The organism is Geminicoccus flavidas (genome assembly GCF_009806515.1).
Classification (GTDB): domain Bacteria; phylum Pseudomonadota; class Alphaproteobacteria; order Geminicoccales; family Geminicoccaceae; genus Geminicoccus; species Geminicoccus flavidus.
On the sequence record NZ_WUJP01000257.1, the window covers coordinates 1 to 2,666 of the forward strand.

4 protein-coding genes are annotated in these 2,666 nt (G+C 71.3%); 2 read left to right on the plus strand and 2 right to left on the minus strand.

Annotation, left to right across the window (positions count from 1 at the left end):
- Both EQG76_RS07150 and EQG76_RS07155 read left to right on the plus strand, forming a co-directional pair.
- Positions 1-1,028 (plus strand): ATP-binding cassette domain-containing protein (locus EQG76_RS07150; protein ID WP_159711923.1); only part of this gene is annotated, 1,028 nt, incomplete at its 5' end.
- Positions 1,029-1,095: 67 nt separating this feature from the next.
- Positions 1,096-1,650 (plus strand): hypothetical protein, encoded by a 555-nt coding sequence (locus tag EQG76_RS07155; RefSeq protein WP_407925509.1) that lies wholly within the window; start codon positions 1,096-1,098, stop codon positions 1,648-1,650.
- Positions 1,651-1,700: 50 nt separating this feature from the next.
- Here the strand turns inward: EQG76_RS07155 and EQG76_RS07160 are convergent, their stop codons facing one another.
- Positions 1,701-2,225 carry a hypothetical protein gene (locus tag EQG76_RS07160; RefSeq protein WP_159711927.1) on the minus strand — a complete coding sequence of 175 codons (525 nt, stop codon included), beginning with the start codon at positions 2,223-2,225 and terminating at the stop codon, positions 1,701-1,703.
- Positions 2,222-2,666 (minus strand): type II secretion system protein GspM (gene gspM, locus EQG76_RS07165; RefSeq protein WP_159711929.1); only part of this gene is annotated, 445 nt, incomplete at its 5' end. The genes EQG76_RS07160 and gspM, both read right to left, overlap by 4 nt.

Consider the following 2,666-nt stretch of genomic DNA (forward strand, 5'->3'; position numbering starts at 1 on the left):
CCACTGCGGGCAACGGCATCCTCCTGGCGCTGATCTTCGCGGTCGCCATGGGCCTCGCCCTGTGGCTGGCGGCACGGGAAACGATGGCGGGACGGCTGACACCCGGCGGCTTCGTCCTGATCAATGCCTATGTCCTGCAGGTGATCGGCCCGGTCGAGCGGCTGGGCCACATGGCGCGCGAGTTCACCCAGGCGCTCGACCTGACCCACCGGCTGCGGGCGCTGCTGGGCGAGCCCACCGAGAGCCTGCTCTCGGCCGGGACGCGCGACCTGCCGCCGGGCGGGCCGGTGGCGGTGCGGGCACGAGGACTGACCTTCGGCTACGACCCGCGCCGCCCAGTGCTACGCGGCATCGACCTGCACATCCCGGCCGGGCGCACCCTGGCCGTGGTTGGGCGCAGCGGCTCGGGCAAGTCGACGCTGGCCCGCATGCTGTTCCGCCTCTACCAGCCGACCGGCGGGACGATCACGATCGACGGCATCCCGATCGGCGACATCCGCCTCCCCAGCCTGCGCGACGCGATTGCAGTGGTGCCGCAGGACACCGTGCTGTTCCACGACACGCTGGAAAGCAACGTAGCGTTCGGCCGGCTGGGTGCCAGCCCGGCCGAGATCGAGGAAGCCGCGCGCATCGCCGGGCTGGACCGGGTCGTGGCGGCCCTGCCCGACGGTTGGGCCACGGTGGTGGGCGAGCGCGGCCTGCGCCTGTCCGGCGGCGAGAAGCAGCGCGTGGCGATCGCCCGGGCCGTCCTCAAGCGCCCGCGCCTGTTCGCCCTGGACGAAGCCACCTCCTCGCTGGACACCCGCACCGAGCGCGCCATCCAGGAAAGCCTGAACGCCGCCGCCGAAGGTGTCACTACGCTGATCATCGCGCACCGCCTCTCCACCGTGCGCGACGCCCATGAGATCATCGTGCTGGATGAGGGCCGGGTGATCGAGCGCGGCACCCACGCGGAGCTGCTGGCCAAGGGTGGCGCCTATGCCGCACTGTGGCGGGTCCAGCAGCAGGAGGACGCGGTGGAGGCGTGAGTGCCGCCATGCGTGACCATCGGGTAGCCCGCGCTAGGCTGGCGCGGTGCACCCGGGCGGTTCAGTGATGGGACAAGGCATGGACGCTCATCCCCTCAGGAAAGCCGGCCACCGGCGGATAGCGGCCTGGGCTGGTGCTGCGACCTTGCTGCTGCTGCCCGCCATGGCGATGCAGGTCACCGACGAGGTGGCCTGGGGTCTCGCCGACTTCATCCTGTTCGGCGCCATGCTGGTCGCCGCCCTCGGCAGCTACGAACTGGCCACCAGGATGAGCGGCGGCAGCCGGTACCGGGCCGCGGCCGGCCTGGCGCTCGCGACGGCATTCCTGCTCGTCTGGATGAACCTGGCAGTGGGGATCATCGGCGCGGAGGACCATCCCGCCAACCTGATGTTCGGCGCGGTGCTGGCCGTAGGGATCATCGGCGTGCTTTGGGCGCGCTCGCGGCCGCTCATGATGGCATGGGCACTGGTGGCGACGGCACTCGCCCAGGCCCTGGGCGGCACGATCGCCCTGGCTGCCGGATGGGGAGACCAGCCATCCGCCATCATGGGCCTGACTGCCCTGTTCGTCGCGCTGTGGCTCGGATCTGCTTGGCTGTTCCGCCAATCGGCGCAGGAGTGACCGCGTTCGAGGATTGCCTCCCGGGGTCGGACCCGCCGGCCGGGTCCCGGCTAGTTCATCCCGTCCGGCACCAGCAGAAACTCGGCCACGTTCTCGCCGTTCACCATCAGGACCCGCTGCCGGCTGACCGCGTCGACCGTCCAGTTGTCCAGCCGGTCGCCGCGCCGCACCCGAACATAGCTGCCCTCGCTGGAGACCAGCAGGGCGAACACCCGCCCGTTCTCCTCGACCGTGCCGATCAGCCGGTAGCGGTCGCGGATATTGTCCTCCGGCGGCGGTGGTGCGACCGCATCTTCCAGGAACGGCTCGCTCGGCGGCTCGGTGGGGGGTACCCTGGGATGCCGGGTCGCGGCGAACAGCGGGCGGTCGACCATCGCGGAAAAGGTCTCGATCGGCGGCAGCGCGCGTGGGGCATTCCCGGGCGCCGGCTCCGCTGGCGTTTGAGCGGCCGGCTGGCCGCCGCGGCTGACCGCGGTCACCGGGGCCTCGTCTGCGCCGCTGGTCCACCACAGCCAGGCCAGGACGGGCAGGGCCAGGAGGATCACGCCGAGCGTGACCGGGCTCATCCCCTTCATGACTGCGGCTCCGGCTGGCGCATCCAGCCGACGATCTCGGCAGCCACCTGGATGTCGCCCTGCCAGACATTGGACGGGTCTTCCGGGTTCTGCTCGGCGGTGACGTCCAGCCGCTCGACCGCAAGCACCGGCGAGGAGGTCTCGATCCGGTAGAGGAACTCGCGCAGCATCACCGAATCCCCGGTGAAGGTGACCCGGATCGGCACCGCCACGAAGCGTTCCTGGTCGCGGGTCGGCAGAAGCTCGGCCGAACGCAGCTCGCCGCCCGACACCACCACAGCGTTGCCGGTCAGCTCCTGGATGATGCCGCCGGCCAGCGACGGGCTCTGCGCCTCGATCGTGCCCTGCACGTCCGGCACCGCCTCGCCCTCGGCCTGCTGCGCCTGGCTGGCCAGTTCGGCATGGAGTGTCCGCAGGCGCTGGTCGATCGCGGCCAACTCC

What these genes read in the sequence shown, in the direction of transcription:
- EQG76_RS07160 (WP_159711927.1), bottom strand. Translation starts at nt 2,225, where the DNA reads ATGAAGGGGATGAGCCCGGTCACGCTCGGCGTGATCCTCCTGGCCCTG.
- EQG76_RS07155 (WP_407925509.1), top strand. Translation starts at nt 1,096, where the DNA reads ATGGGACAAGGCATGGACGCTCATCCCCTCAGGAAAGCCGGCCACCGG.